Source organism: Vibrio lamellibrachiae, from assembly GCF_050337265.1.
In the GTDB taxonomy this organism is placed as follows: Bacteria; Pseudomonadota; Gammaproteobacteria; order Enterobacterales; family Vibrionaceae; genus Vibrio; species Vibrio kyushuensis.
The window spans coordinates 14,070-27,222 of sequence record NZ_JAKJSU010000014.1 but is presented as its reverse complement, the minus strand read 5'-3'; the positions used below and the strand labels follow the sequence as shown (position 1 = coordinate 27,222).

The following is a 13,153-nucleotide window of genomic DNA, read 5'->3' as shown; positions in this document are numbered from 1 at the left end:
AGCTAGTTTCGTTTACGTCTAACTCTGAGAGCGTGAGGCATGACACGAATCTTCTTCATGATTCCAGCTAGATGCACGCGGTCTTTCGTCGTCAGTAGCATCGTGATGGTATACAAACGGCCATCACGTTCTTCTGTAGAAATGCCGTGAATATTAGAGCCTGTCTTAGAGATAACATTGGTTAATTCTGCTAAAGCACCTTGGCTATTTTGCATATCAACGGTTAACTCGGTGATGAACTCTTGGTCGTAATCTTCAGACCATTCAACACCCATGTACTTGTCGGGCTCTTTTTGGTAGCCACGAACATTAGGACAGGTTTCACGGTGAACCACTAACCCACGACCCGGAGAGACGTGCGCAATGATGTGATCATCTGGAATTGGATGACAACAGTTAGCAAAGGTCAGTAAGATCCCTTCAGCGCCACGAATAGGCAGTTTCTTCTTCGGTTTGCCATCTTTGCTGACGACTTCGCTGAGTTCATCGCTGTCACCAAGTAGACGACGTGCAATGACGATACTCATTAGCTCACCCAAACCAATCGCTGCGAGTAAGTCTTCGATATCGTTGATTTTAAGATCGCTTAATACCTGCTCAATATTACTTTCAGACAGATCAGAAATCGATTGGTCACCCAATGCATGATTCAGTAACCTGCGACCAAGAGTCACGGATTCTTCACGACGCATGGTTTTAAGAACCTGACGAATCTTAGTTCGAGCACGAGAGGTCACAACATAGTTGAGCCATGCGGCGTTTGGACGCGCGCCCGGCGCACTGATGATCTCAATGGTTTGGCCATTCTTAAGTGACTTGCTCAGTGGGTATGGATTGCGGTCAACCCGCGCACCGACACACATATTGCCGACATCAGTATGCACTTCATAAGCGAAATCAACGGCTGTTGCACCAACAGGTAACTCAACAATGCGGCCTTTTGGCGTGAAGACATAAATCTCATCTGGGAACAGATCCGATTTTACGTTTTCGATGAACTCAAAAGAGTTACCAGCGCTTTGTTGTAGTTCAAGTAAGCTTTGCATCCAACGTTGAGCTTTCACCTGCGCGGTGGTACCTGTACGATCGCCATCGCCTTTATAAGACCAGTGCGCTGCGACACCTTTGTCAGCCATTTGGTCCATATCGTCAGTACGAATTTGTACTTCGACAGGGACACCGTGAGGGCCGATCATGGAGGTGTGCAAAGATTGGTAGCCATTCGCTTTTGGTACCGCAATATAATCTTTCATGCGACCAGGGCGTGGCTTATACAGGCTATGAACTTGGCCGAGAACGCGATAACAGGTGTCTACATCTTCAATGACAACTCGGAAGGCGTAGATATCCATAATGGTATGGAATTTCTGTTCCTTGGTTTTCATTTTGTTGTAGATAGAGAAAAGGTTTTTTTCACGACCGAAAACACGAGCCTTAAGCCCAACATCTTCTAGGCGACCTTCAATCTCACTGTGAATGCGTTGAATCATCTCTTTTCGGTTGCCACGCGCTGCTCGAACCACCTCTTTAAGGACGCGGTAGCGATTAGGGTAAAGCGCTTCAAAACCGAGCTCTTCAAGCTCTGTCTTAATATTATGGATACCGAGGCGATGCGCCAAAGGAGAGTATATTTCGAGGGTTTCACGAGCAATACGACGCTTTTTATCAGGGCGAAGTGCCCCAAGGGTACGCATGTTGTGAGTACGGTCAGCAAGCTTGATCAAAATAACGCGAATGTCTTGCACCATGGCAAGGACCATCTTACGGAAGTTTTCGGCTTGGGCTTCTTTGCGATCTCGAAATTTAAGCTTATCCAGCTTAGACACACCATCGACGAGTTCTGCAACTGTATTGCCAAACTGCTCTTCTAAGTCTTCTTTAGTGACATCACAGTCTTCAATGACATCGTGAAGGAGAGCGGCTTGTAGTGTTTCAATATCAAGGCGCATTTCAGCCAAGATACGAGACACAGCGACAGGGTGGATGATGTATGGTTCACCGCTTGAGCGGGTTTGCCCTTCATGGGCGTCTCTTGCTACCACATAAGATTGACGCAGAGCCTCAATTTGAGGCTCTGTTAGGTATTCTTGGGCAACGTCTTTGAGGCTATCAAATAGATACAAATTATAGGCCCGGCAGGTTGTTTAATTGTATAAGCAACTTACTTTGCAAAGAGATTCCTTGCGAACTAATCCCTTAAAAAGAACTGGTTAGCGAGTGTGAGCGATGCTACTTACTGCTGCTAGTTCTGCTGCTTCTTGCTCTTGCTGTTCTTGGCGCTCACGTGCGTCTAGAACATCTTTAGTAATAAGGCCTTCTTCGATTTCGCGTAGAGCGATAACCGTTGGCTTATCATTCTCTTCTGGCACTAGTGAATCTTTACCACCAGTCTGCATTTGACGAGCGCGGCGTGCCGAAATCAGAACTAGGTCGAAACGATTGCCTACTTTTTCAACAGCATCTTGAACAGTTACGCGTGCCATGAGGACTCCAATTAGTTAACTTAAATTTTTAATGACGAGAAAGTATACAAGTTTAATGTGACACTTTCTAGCGATTAAATAGATTTGATCCTAAAGGATCTTGGGGTGTTATGACGCTATGCATGATCATTTCATTGCTAGGGTCATGACGTTAATTGAACGGTTTCAGTCAGTTTGTCTGACTTATTCCGCCAAAAGCGCGTTAAGCATGCCTTTATATTTAGCAGCTTGCTTATCTTGCTTCAATCTTTCTGCACGAATAATGGCTTTAAAGTCCATTAATGCTGCATCAAAATCATCGTTGATAATGACGTAGTCGTATTCGCTGTAGTGAGAAATTTCTGCTTTTGCTTCTGCCATACGCTTTGCAATCACTGTATCGCTATCTTGGCCGCGAGCATTTAAACGACGCTCAAGCTCACCGTTCGATGGCGGTAAAATGAAAACACTGCGTGCTAGTGGCATTTGCTGGCGAATTTGACGAGCACCTTGCCAGTCAATATCAAGGAAGACATCAATGCCTTTCTCTAGATTCTGTTCAATCCAAACCTGAGACGTACCGTAGTAGTTACCAAACACTTCAGCGTATTCGAGGAACTCATTTTTACTGATCAGTTCTTCAAAGTGCTCTTTTTGTACGAAGTGGTAGTGTACGCCATCTTGCTCGCCCGGACGCATACCACGAGTGGTATGAGAAACCGATACTTTCATCGCGTATGTTGGATTGGTTTCTAGCATCGCTGAGATCAAGCTAGATTTTCCTGCGCCGCTAGGTGCAGATACGATATATAGAGTACCTTTGCCCATCTGTACTGTTCCACGTTTGGTTGGATGGAAGCCGAAAGTGATTCGTCTTCAATTAAAGATAGCACTGACCGAAATAATCGTCATCGAGAGGTAAATCATTCATTGATTTATCTGTTTAAGTCGATGGATTTTTGGTCAGAAAAATGGAGGCGAAGAATAGCATGATTTGCCATATTTCGACAAGCGGATGAGTGCATGAGAGAAATCCGCAATTGTTGAGGGCAAGAGAGCATTAATTTTTCAAATAAAACGGGCCAAAATTAAAGTGTATGTTTTTCAATTGTTGGCAAACGTTTGCTTGTTTATCAACAAGTTGATTTTATGGCGTAATTTTTGTGCAAAATAATGTCGAAAATCATTGAATTATTCATGAGAGCAATTAGAATTCGCGCCAAAGTTTTATCGCACTGTATATGTTTAGTGATTTGGTCTAAACGTTTCTACTACTGAGCCTAACTCGGTTGCTACAGTCCTATGTTGGTTGCTTGTATTGAGCGTTTAACCATATTCAGCGTGATAATCCCACCGATTTATAAATTAACTGAATAAGGTCTCACCGTGAGCGTCGATACTGCAATCAAGAAGAGAGCGTCTGATTCTATTCTTGAATCTACCTTCAAAATTACCGAAAGAAAATCCACTATTGGCACTGAGCTGTACGCCGGTTTCATTACTTTTTTAGCAATGAGCTACATATTGGCAGTGAACCCAGCCATTCTTGGCGATATTCCAGGTATGGATCGCGGTGCGATTTTTACAGCAACGGCATTAGCAGCGGCACTTGCTACGCTAATCATGGGAATATTTGGTAATTACCCAGTGATGCTTGCTCCGGGCATGAGCATGAACGGCTTCTTCAAGGGATTGTTATTTAGTGGTTCTGTTGCCTTAGTATGGCATGAAGCACTGTTTGGTATTTTCCTATCAGGTGTGCTTTATCTGATTCTGTCGATGACCAACATGCGTAAAGCGATGATTGAGTCGATTCCTGAGGATTTGAAGCTAGCAATCACCGTTTCACTCGGTCTGTTCATTGCTTTCTTGGGCCTAAAAAACGCTGGCATCATTGTTTCAAACCCATTTGTATTAGTGGGAATGGGCGATATTACTGACCCGCAAGTATTGATTGCTTTCGTGAGTATTTTTATCGCTTTGGGTTGTATGGTTCGTGATATCAAGCTGGCAACGTTCATCTCGTTTATCTCCGCGATTGTATTAACGATTCTGGCGGATATCTTTCTTGGTACTAACCATGCGCCGATTCCAGAGCAATTTGTCACTATGCCACCAAGCATGGAAGGCAGCTTTGGTGCGATCTTTAACTTCTCAGGCTTCACGGCAGAGAAGATGTTCGACCTACTGTTTATCGTTATCATCTTCTTGATTGTCGATTTCTTTGATGGTTTAAGCACCATTGTTGGTGTTGGCCGTGATGCAGGTATTATTGATAAAGACGGTAAGGTGCCAAATGCGCGCTCTGCACTGGTTGCTGACGCTGGCGGCACGGTGATTGGTTCTGTATTAGGTACGACATCTATTACGGCCTTCTCTGAGTCTGGCATTGCTTCTTCTCAAGGTGCGAAGACGGGTTTGGCGGCTGTAATGGTGGCTGGGTTATTCCTAATCTCGCTATTCCTATACCCACTGTTCTCAATTTTCTCGGCAGCGATGGTTGCACCTGCGATGGTTGTTGTTGGTATCTACATGATTGGTCGTCTTGGACAAATAAACTGGGAAAAGAAAGAGTCACGTATTGCCGCTTTCTTCACCATCATGTTTACAGTACTGAGCTTCTCTCCAGCTAACGGTATGGCGATGGGCTTCATTAGCTATGCATTTACTATGGTTGTTGCAGGTAAAGGCAAACAAGTACACCCAGTGATTTATGCGCTGTGTGTGCTGTTTATGACTTACTTGGTCCTGCTTTAATCTTGAAACATTGATTGATATTGGGAAGCCAGAGCAAGATGCTCTGGCTTTTTGGTTTCTGGAGGGGGAGCATTTTAGTTATCTGTTGATTCAATCAATGCATCGTACATAGCGCGCCTTTTGCTTTCGATTTCAAATTCAATCGAGTCGAGGTAGGCCATCAATAGGTGGCGGTAAGCTAAGGTTTGGTTGTCATTAGTGAGATCCATACTATTAATGGCAATGACTAAGTCAGCATGTTGAGTAATGGCTGACATCGCCGCACAGACGCTCACCGTCCTCGCTTGCGCTTTTTTTCCAGCCATAATGACGTTCAGCAGATCCTCATCTTGCCCGTCTATATCTATACAAATGACGACATCGGATGAACGTATAGAGTGGCTGTGTACCCTGATGAGATCAGAATGACTTGCGGTTGTGATATTTTTATTGAGCTTGGCAAAGCGATACTCAGCATCAACTAACACGCCAGAAAACGCGAGATCTTTGCTAAATATGAACAGACGTTCTGACTGCTCGATAAAGTTAGCCAGAATTGAAATATAGCTCCCTGATAGAGTGACCACATTATTTAGTAAAACCGTACTAATGGATTCGTATAGGACGTTAAACCCATCAGTTACGAGTCTTTCATCAATACTGGCTACTTCTCCGTTTCCTGATTGTTGTGCCAGATAGAACTTAAGTTCTTTGGTACTTTCAAAGCCTATTTTACGAGCAAATCGACTAATAGATGCGGCGCTGACGCCAATCGCTTCTGAAAGTTGTGAAATACCCGTGATAGAAAAGTACGTTGCATCCCTTGTGATTGCGGAGGCTATTTTTTTTTCTGTATCGCTAAATTCATTCTGACGCTCAAAAATGAGAGACAGCGCATCTTTTCGTTCCATGTTTAATACCGATTTATATGAGGCACATCCATTTTCATATTTTCACTGCTATGAAAATTATTTTCAACGTTGTTTTTAATTCACTTAGTAAATTAAATTGCCAGCAAAGAATCTGCAAGTCTCAATGTATTAGCTGGTTAGAGTGTCACTTGGTTAGCCTGTAACCTCGAAAATGTAACAAGATAATTCATTGTGACCCCTGCAATAGTTTCATATTTATCTGCTGTGAAAATTATTTTCTCTATTTGAAACTGTATCTAACGAAAGCAGTAATGGCTGGCTAAGTTAGTTAGCAACTCTACGAATAATAATGAAAATTAAGGTGTGATTATGAAAAAAATTCTACTGATGTGTACCGCTGGTATGTCGACAAGCATGATGGTGCAAAAAATGCAAAAAAGCGCTGAGCAACGCAACATTGAAGTTGAAGTCGAAGCATATGGTTCTGAGTATTTCAACGAGATGATTCAGCAATATGACGTGGTGCTTCTAGGGCCTCAATTGAAGTACATGCACGCTGAGTTTAAAAATCGTGCTGCCGATTACAACAAGCAAGTTGAAGTGATTAACCCTATGGATTACGCCGTGATGAATGGCGAGAAAGTTCTTGATTACGCACTAGAGCTGATTGCCTAACTTCTCAATCAATTAGAACAATTCCAAGGAGCAGTATTATGGAAAAAGTAATGTCGATGATTGAGAATCACGCCATGCCAGTGGCAGCAAAAGTGAGTCAATCTCGTTATCTCAATGCAATGAAGGATGGCTTTGCCTATGCAATTCCATTCTTACTGACTGGTTCGTTTGTACTACTTTTATTGAATTTACCGCTAACCGATCCAAGTAACTTCTTATATTCGGCTTGGTATACAGGGTGGGTTGAAGAAGCACGTGGTCTGTATATGCAGCCGTTCTATGTGAGTATGGGGGTGATGGCGCTCTTTATCTCATTTGGTATAGGAAGCAGTTTGGCGGCCAGCTATAAATTGCACTCAGTGACTGGTGGGCTGTTGTCCATGTTCTCGCTGATGCTCGTGGCAGCTCCTGTTGAAGGTGGAATGATGTCGGTTCAGTACCTTGATGCAAAAGGTATATTCACGGCTATCTTTACTTCAATTATTGCTATTCAGGTGATGCGTCTTTCGATTGAGAAAGGCTTTACTATTAAGCTTCCAGAGGCAGTTCCTCCTGCAATTGCTAAATCGTTTGAGTTGATTGTGCCTGTAGCACTTATTATGGTGTTGCTGCACCCTATTAATCTAACCATAGACTTTGTAACTGACGGCGCCGTGACACTACTTCCACAGCTCGTTATTACTGTCCTTCAACCATTGGTTATGGTGTCTGACTCACTTCCTGCACTATTGATGGCGGTGTTCTTTGTGCAACTACTTTGGGTGGCAGGCATTAACGGTGGCACAATTGTATTGAGTGTATTGACGCCATTCCTGTTTGCCAACCTACAAATCAACCAAGACGCGATTGTTGCCGGAGAAGAGGCATCACGAGTATTCGTAGCAGGTTTCTGGGATTACTTCATCTTTATTGGTGGTGCGGGCTGTACGCTTTCACTGACTATTGTTATGGCATTCTGGGCTCGTACACAGCATCTTCGTAAGATTGGTCGCCTCAGTATTGTTCCAGGCATTTTCAACATCAATGAGCCACTTATCTTTGGTACGCCACTGGTGATGAACCCTGTGCTGTTCCTACCATTCATTGTGATTCCAATGATTAACGCAACTATTGCTTGGGTAGCAACTAAGATGGGCCTGATTGATACCGTTGTGACACTGCTTCCTTGGACAACACCTGCTCCACTCGGCGCTTTCTTAGCAACAAACTTAGGTGTTAGTGCTTTCATTTTGAGCATTGTATTGATGATTACCTCAGCGATTATGTACCTACCATTTGTACGTATGTATGAAAAGACGCTCCCAGAAGATTACTAAGCCGAAGACAAAATAGGTTATTGACATGAAAACAAAACGTATCGGAATTTCGGTTTACCCAGAACACAGCAGTGTTGAAGAGATTAAAGATTACATCGATCTAGCGGCTAGCTATGGTTATAACCGACTATTTACTTGCTTATTGTGCGCCGACGGTGATGCACAAGAGGTACTAGAAAAGTTTAAAGCCGTCGTTATGCACGCTAAGAAACACAACATGATGATTCTCGCTGATGTTGCTCCAAAAGTGTTTACTAGCTTGAATCTACGCCATGATGATTTGGCTTTTTTCAAAGAGATGGGGTTAACGGGTATTCGCTTAGATGAAGGTTTCACCGGCTTTGAAGAAGCGATGATGACCTTTAACAAAGATAATCTACTGATTGAAATCAATATTAGCCCAGAGCAAGAGTACTTGGAGAATATTTTAAGTTACCAACCTAACAGAGATAAGCTGATTGGTTGCCATAACTTCTATCCAAAGAAATATTCAGGACTGGGTTGGAACTACTTCATTGAGCGCTCTCATCGCTTCCAAAAAGAAGGATTACGTGTAGCGGCTTTTGTTAACGCACCTAGTGCAACGCTTGGTCCCTGGCCGGTTTCAGAAGGACTTTGCACAGTAGAAGATCATCGTGAGTTGTCAATTTCAACTCAAGCGAAAGAGTTATTTCATTCCGGCGTGGTAGATGATGTCTTAATTGCTAATGCCTTTGCTTCTGAGCAAGAGCTTGCTGAACTTGCAGCGGTGAATAATCAGTTGGTCGAGTTAGACGTTGAGTTGGACGACAAAGCGGTGAAATTAGAAAAGCAGGTTTTGTTTGACCAAATCCATTGGGTTCGTGGCGATATTAACCCATATACGATTCGCTCTACGCACACTCGTGACATCTATAGAGGCGAAAGAATCGTTCCAAACTTGACCAAAGCGGAAATTAAGCGTGGAGATGTGATTGTCGAAAATAACGATTACACCAAATACGCCGGTGAAATGCATATTGCCCTGCAAGACTATACCAATACGGGCTGTTCAAACGTGGTTGGTCGAATTAGCGAAGAGAACTTACGCTTTTTAGAGCAGCTGAAGCCGTGGCAGAAATTTAATTTGATAGAGAAGGTGAGCTAATGACGATGACAACGGAAGAATACGAAATGATTGTCATGGAGTTAATCACCAATGCCGGTCAAGCGAAGAGTGAATACATGCAAGCCATTCGCTTTGCAAAAATTGGTGACTTTGATAATGCTGCTCAAAGCTTGGATGAGGGGCGTAAGTTTTTAAACTTTGCTCATGAAGTGCAGACTAAACTGATTGGTTTGGACCAAGGTGAAGGTAAGGTGAAAGTGACTTTGGTGATGGTTCATGCACAAGATCACTTGATGAATGCGGTATTGATGAAAGAGCTAGCCAGTGAGTTTGTCGAAATCTATAAAAAATTACCAAGTGAGAAATAACGACCGCTGCACTAATCGGTTCTCTAAACGTCAGTTGGCTTAACTTTTGACAAGTAGTATTAACTAAAAAGCTAGAGCATGATGATGCTCTAGCTTTGTTGTTCTTGTGGAAAGCAGCTTTTAGGGTAAAGAAGTGTAAAACCTTCTCAACGGATATTGTTAATTACTGCTTGTCCCGCTATCTTCACACCCTACCTTTTTAGTGACGAGACCGTGTGATGATGAGTAAATACACATCCACAATTTATTTCCTGTTGACGGCATTAGTAGCTATTACGCTATTTAGTGGTGCAGTTCGTGCGGAAGTCTCTCCTAATTACTCAGCTACTCAAACTGTCATGTTGGATATTAGTAGCTTGGGTGGATGTAGTTTCAATGCGGATGTGAAAGATAAAGCTGAATCTGGGTGTTGTGAGCCAGGTGGTTCATGCTTTGAAAAACAGTGCTGTAACCATGTACAAACCTCGACTACAGCCCTAGTTGAAACCACAGTACGTTCTTATCACGCTTCTTCTCAATTCGCTCAGATATCGAGCATATCCATTAGTTACAATAGCACTAGCTTACATTCGCTCTACCGACCTCCCATCGCCTAACTCTTATTTCTCTGCGATTTATCGCACCACTACATTTGCACGAATTGATCGTGTGATTTTGATACCTGTGTAAATAACGACGTTTATTTGCACCATCCTGTGATGGGAATAAGAAAATGATATTTGAAATGAAAACCTCTACTGCGCAACGCTTGGCGCAATACGCTTACCTGCAATTTATTACTACCCCTAATAACACCCTAGTTTTCGGGGGTTATTATGAAGCATAAGCACTTAACCGCTCTATTATTTGTATCTGTATGCCTGATTTGGGGTACGACTTGGCTAGCGATGGAAATCGCGGTGGCAAGTATTCCACCTATCTTTGCTACAGGGCTGCGCTTTTTGATTGCATCGCCTTTATTGATATTACTGGCAAAAAAACTCAAGCAACCGCTGTTTTTTCCTAAAGGACAACGATACTGGATGCTAATGGTCGCGACTTTCTATTTCGCGATTCCATTTACCTTGATGATTTTTGGTGAGCAGTACATCTCTTCTGGTCTCGCTTCGATTATTTTCGCCAATATGCCGATAGCCGTAATGATTACCTCAAGTTTGTTCCTTGGCCTGAGGTTGAAAAAATTGCAAATTGCAGGGTTGTTGATCGCGGTGCTTAGTTTAGTTCTGATTCTAGCGACTGAAATGAACTTGGGAGGGGACGATTACCTACTAGGATTTCTTGCTCTTGGTGGTGCGGTTGCGATCCACGCTGTAATGTATGTATTTGTTGAGAAGTACTGTCGCGGTATTCCAGTGCTTACTTACAATGCAATTCCGAGCCTAGTGGCGTCGGTGGGGCTGTTTGCAACATCTTGGCTTATGGAGCAGCCAGATATAGCGTCTTTCTCTACTGACTCAATAACTGCAGTGATTTACTTAGGGGTATTTGCAAGTGTAGGGGGAATTGTTGCTTATTTTAAACTTGGGCAGGTATCGACGCCATTTACTGCATCGATTTGTTTTCTATTCTTTCCGTTGATAGCGCTGAGCTTGTCAACGTTGATTGCTGGAAACAGTATCTCAATGACGTCTTTACTCCTGATGCTTCCGCTTCTAGGGGGAATTCTGATTACCAAGGCAGAACCGTCATTTTGGCAAAAGTTTGTTTTTTCACGTAAGCCTAAAGCGCCAGTGGTTTGTGAACACTGTATGAAAGAGTTAAGGGTTTAGCTGAGTAAGCATCAATATAGAAATCTAAAAAAGCCCTGTAATACAGGGCTTTTTATTAACGATTAAAAGTGATGCTTACACTATTCAATATTTTGGATCTGCTCGCGCATTTGCTCAATGAGAACTTTCAGTTCAACGCCTGATGCAGTGATGTCTGTGCTGATAGATTTAGAAGCTAGCGTGTTTGATTCACGGTTAAACTCTTGCATCATGAAATCAAGTTTACGGCCACAAGCACCGCCTTTTTTCATTACTGCATTCGCTTCTTTTACGTGTGAATCAAGACGGTCTAGCTCTTCAGCCACATCTGATTTTTGAGCGAGTAGGATTAGCTCTTGCTCCACGCGTGAACCTTCCAGCTCGATGTTTGCTTCTTCAAACTTCTTCAGTAGACGTTCACGTTGCCACTCTAGAATTTCAGGCATGCGTGCACGAACTTTCACAACTTCTTCAGTAATCGCGACTAAACGCTGATCAATCAGCGCTTTCATGTTTGCACCTTCACTTGCACGTGCTTCGATGAACTCTTTGATTGCTTCATCAAAACCAACAAGAAGGTCTTTATTAATGCTGTTCATGTCTTGCTCTGGCGTTTCCATCACGCCCGGCCAGTTCATCACTTGGAATGGGTTTAAACGGCTCTCTTCACCAGTTAGGTTCATTACTTGATTGGCTGCGCTGATGACTTGCTTAGCGAGATCTTCATTAATGGAAAGGTCGCCCTTCGCGGCAGGGTTAGCTTCAAAGCGTAGATTGCACTCTACTTTGCCACGTGCTAAACGCTTACGAAAACGCTCACGCAATACAGGCTCTAGGCCTCGAAATTGCTCAGGCATGCGGAAATAAGTCTCTAAATAACGTTGGTTTACGCTGCGGATTTCCCAAACAGCTGTGCCCCAATCGCCTTTTACTTCTTTGCGCGCGTAGGCGGTCATACTATAAATCATCGAATTTTCCTGTCTAAATATATGGTGAAAATTAACCGCGTAATAGTAGCACAAACGGGCAGGTACGCTATCCGCTACTCGCCTCCAAGCGACATTTCCTATATAATCTTGCCCCAATTCAATCCGTCAAATTCAGATAAAGGTAGATGCCCATGCGTCCAAACGATCGCGCAGCGGACCAAGTTCGCCCAATTAAAATTACTCGCAACTACACCGCTTATGCAGAAGGTTCTGTATTGGTTGAGTTTGGTAATACTAAAGTACTTTGTAACGCGACGATCGAAGAGAACGTTCCGCGCTGGCTAAAAGGTCAAGGCAAAGGCTGGGTAACAGCTGAATACGGCATGTTGCCACGTGCGACTCATACGCGTACTCGCCGTGAAGCGGCAAGTGGTAAGCAAGGTGGCCGTACGATGGAAATCCAACGTCTGATTGCTCGTAGCCTACGTGCTGTTGTCGATTTGAAAGCGATGGGTGAAATTATGATCACGGTTGATTGTGATGTAATTCAAGCGGATGGTGGAACGCGTACTGCTGCTATTTCTGGTGCAAGTGTTGCTATGGCCGATGCATTTCAGTCTCTAATTGAAAGCGGTAAGCTTAAAAAGAACCCAATGAAAGGGCATGTTTCTGCAGTTTCTGTGGGTATTCTAGGTAAAGACATTTTATGTGACCTTGAGTATGTAGAAGATTCAAAAGCCGATACCGATATGAATGTTGTCATGACAGAAGGCGGTAAGATGATTGAAGTTCAAGGTACAGCTGAAGGCGAACCGTTCAGTCACGAAGAGTTAATGGCTCTACTTGAGTCGGCGAGCAAAGGCATTAGCGAGATTGTCGCAGCGCAGAAAGCGGCGTTAGCTGAATAGTTTTTTGAAATGGCTTCTATATTATAGAGGCTATTTTTTTGCCTTCTTTATT

The 13,153-nt window shown here is 43.3% G+C and carries 13 protein-coding genes and 1 riboswitch; of the genes, 8 read left to right on the top strand and 5 right to left on the bottom strand.

Annotated features, from left to right (window positions below):
* Window positions 1–2: 2 nt before the first annotated feature.
* The 3 genes from spoT to gmk form a co-directional block, all read right to left on the bottom strand.
* On the bottom strand, window positions 3–2,123 hold the full coding sequence (gene spoT, locus L4C54_RS20670; RefSeq protein ID WP_428802805.1) for a bifunctional GTP diphosphokinase/guanosine-3',5'-bis pyrophosphate 3'-pyrophosphohydrolase: 2,121 nt from the start codon (window positions 2,121–2,123) through the stop codon (window positions 3–5).
* A gap of 87 nt (window positions 2,124–2,210) precedes the next feature.
* The gene (gene rpoZ, locus L4C54_RS20665; RefSeq protein ID WP_004735648.1) at window positions 2,211–2,483 is read right to left on the bottom strand and encodes a DNA-directed RNA polymerase subunit omega; all 273 of its coding nucleotides are present in this window, start codon (window positions 2,481–2,483) and stop codon (window positions 2,211–2,213) included.
* A gap of 183 nt (window positions 2,484–2,666) precedes the next feature.
* The gene (gene gmk, locus L4C54_RS20660) at window positions 2,667–3,290 is read right to left on the bottom strand and encodes a guanylate kinase (protein ID WP_428802804.1); all 624 of its coding nucleotides are present in this window, start codon (window positions 3,288–3,290) and stop codon (window positions 2,667–2,669) included.
* Window positions 3,291–3,677: 387 nt separating this feature from the next.
* Window positions 3,678–3,777, top strand: a riboswitch (purine riboswitch).
* Window positions 3,778–3,848: 71 nt separating this feature from the next.
* On the opposite strand from gmk, the gene L4C54_RS20655 reads away from it, so the two are divergent.
* Entirely contained in the window at window positions 3,849–5,219 is a 1,371-nt protein-coding gene (locus L4C54_RS20655) for an NCS2 family permease (protein ID WP_428802803.1), read from the top strand.
* Window positions 5,220–5,293: 74 nt separating this feature from the next.
* On the opposite strand, the gene L4C54_RS20650 is transcribed toward L4C54_RS20655, so the two are convergent.
* On the bottom strand, window positions 5,294–6,109 hold the full coding sequence (locus tag L4C54_RS20650) for a MurR/RpiR family transcriptional regulator (RefSeq protein ID WP_428809624.1): 816 nt from the start codon (window positions 6,107–6,109) through the stop codon (window positions 5,294–5,296).
* A gap of 330 nt (window positions 6,110–6,439) precedes the next feature.
* Here L4C54_RS20650 and L4C54_RS20645 point away from each other — a divergent pair, with 330 nt between their 5' ends.
* From L4C54_RS20645 to L4C54_RS20620, 6 genes are all read left to right on the top strand, one after another.
* Window positions 6,440–6,745 carry a PTS sugar transporter subunit IIB gene (locus L4C54_RS20645; protein ID WP_428809623.1) on the top strand — a complete coding sequence of 102 codons (306 nt, stop codon included), beginning with the start codon at window positions 6,440–6,442 and terminating at the stop codon, window positions 6,743–6,745.
* Window positions 6,746–6,783: 38 nt separating this feature from the next.
* A complete protein-coding gene (locus tag L4C54_RS20640; protein ID WP_428809622.1) occupies window positions 6,784–8,061 on the top strand; it encodes a PTS sugar transporter subunit IIC in 1,278 nt (425 codons plus the stop codon).
* 25 nt (window positions 8,062–8,086) lie between these two features.
* Window positions 8,087–9,187 (top strand): DUF871 domain-containing protein, encoded by a 1,101-nt coding sequence (locus tag L4C54_RS20635; RefSeq protein ID WP_428809621.1) that lies wholly within the window; start codon window positions 8,087–8,089, stop codon window positions 9,185–9,187.
* A 5-nt stretch (window positions 9,188–9,192) separates the two neighbouring features.
* Window positions 9,193–9,516: a PTS lactose/cellobiose transporter subunit IIA gene (locus tag L4C54_RS20630; RefSeq protein WP_428809684.1), complete on the top strand. Its 324-nt coding sequence runs from the start codon at window positions 9,193–9,195 to the stop codon at window positions 9,514–9,516.
* A gap of 218 nt (window positions 9,517–9,734) precedes the next feature.
* Window positions 9,735–10,112, top strand: a complete 378-nt coding sequence (locus L4C54_RS20625; RefSeq protein ID WP_428809620.1) for a hypothetical protein — start codon at window positions 9,735–9,737, stop codon at window positions 10,110–10,112.
* Between the two features lie 219 nt (window positions 10,113–10,331).
* Window positions 10,332–11,285 (top strand): DMT family transporter, encoded by a 954-nt coding sequence (locus tag L4C54_RS20620; protein WP_428809619.1) that lies wholly within the window; start codon window positions 10,332–10,334, stop codon window positions 11,283–11,285.
* Window positions 11,286–11,365: 80 nt separating this feature from the next.
* On the opposite strand, the gene L4C54_RS20615 is transcribed toward L4C54_RS20620, so the two are convergent.
* Window positions 11,366–12,232, bottom strand: coding sequence for a YicC/YloC family endoribonuclease (locus L4C54_RS20615; RefSeq protein ID WP_428802800.1), 867 nt, complete (start codon window positions 12,230–12,232; stop codon window positions 11,366–11,368).
* 152 nt (window positions 12,233–12,384) lie between these two features.
* Here L4C54_RS20615 and rph point away from each other — a divergent pair, with 152 nt between their 5' ends.
* Window positions 12,385–13,101, top strand: a complete 717-nt coding sequence (rph, locus tag L4C54_RS20610) for a ribonuclease PH (protein WP_428802799.1) — start codon at window positions 12,385–12,387, stop codon at window positions 13,099–13,101.
* Window positions 13,102–13,153 lie beyond the last annotated feature (52 nt).

Bases quoted from the DNA above. Each gene is read 5' to 3' on its own strand.
- rpoZ (WP_004735648.1), bottom strand. From the start codon at position 2,483: ATGGCACGCGTAACTGTTCAAGATGCTGTTGAAAAAGTAGGCAATCGT.
- gmk (WP_428802804.1), bottom strand. From the start codon at position 3,290: ATGGGCAAAGGTACTCTATATATCGTATCTGCACCTAGCGGCGCAGGA.
- L4C54_RS20650 (WP_428809624.1), bottom strand. From the start codon at position 6,109: ATGGAACGAAAAGATGCGCTGTCTCTCATTTTTGAGCGTCAGAATGAA.
- L4C54_RS20645 (WP_428809623.1), top strand. From the start codon at position 6,440: ATGAAAAAAATTCTACTGATGTGTACCGCTGGTATGTCGACAAGCATG.
- L4C54_RS20640 (WP_428809622.1), top strand. From the start codon at position 6,784: ATGGAAAAAGTAATGTCGATGATTGAGAATCACGCCATGCCAGTGGCA.
- L4C54_RS20635 (WP_428809621.1), top strand. From the start codon at position 8,087: ATGAAAACAAAACGTATCGGAATTTCGGTTTACCCAGAACACAGCAGT.
- L4C54_RS20630 (WP_428809684.1), top strand. From the start codon at position 9,193: ATGACAACGGAAGAATACGAAATGATTGTCATGGAGTTAATCACCAAT.
- L4C54_RS20625 (WP_428809620.1), top strand. From the start codon at position 9,735: ATGATGAGTAAATACACATCCACAATTTATTTCCTGTTGACGGCATTA.
- L4C54_RS20620 (WP_428809619.1), top strand. From the start codon at position 10,332: ATGAAGCATAAGCACTTAACCGCTCTATTATTTGTATCTGTATGCCTG.
- L4C54_RS20615 (WP_428802800.1), bottom strand. From the start codon at position 12,232: ATGATTTATAGTATGACCGCCTACGCGCGCAAAGAAGTAAAAGGCGAT.
- rph (WP_428802799.1), top strand. From the start codon at position 12,385: ATGCGTCCAAACGATCGCGCAGCGGACCAAGTTCGCCCAATTAAAATT.